This window comes from Streptomyces macrolidinus (assembly GCF_023887685.1).
GTDB lineage: Bacteria > Actinomycetota > Actinomycetes > Streptomycetales > Streptomycetaceae > Streptomyces > Streptomyces macrolidinus.
The window spans coordinates 1-286 of record NZ_JAMWMR010000128.1 but is presented as its reverse complement, the minus strand read 5'-3'; the positions used below and the strand labels follow the sequence as shown (position 1 = coordinate 286).

General features: G+C 69.9%; 1 protein-coding gene. It reads left to right on the top strand.

The genetic code is table 11. From position 1 onward, the window contains the following. Positions 1 to 286 (top strand): transposase (locus NGF19_RS30530; RefSeq protein WP_252429198.1); only part of this gene is annotated, 286 nt, incomplete at both ends.

Genomic DNA, 286 nt, shown 5'->3' with positions numbered 1-286 from the left:
GGGCAGCAAGCATCACCTGATCACCGACGCCACCGGCATCCCGCTCGCCGTTACTTTGACCGGCGGCAATCGCAACGACGTCACCCAGCTCATCCCGCTCCTCCAGGCTGTGCCGCCCGTGCGCGGCAAGCGCGGCCGACCCCAGCGCCGTCCGGTCGTCGTGCTGGCCGACCGCGGCTACGACCACGACAAGTACCGCCGCCTGGTCTGGGATCTCGGCGTGAAACCACTGATCGCCCGGCGTGGTGCCGAGCACGGCTCCGGCCTGGGTACCCAACGCTGGGTT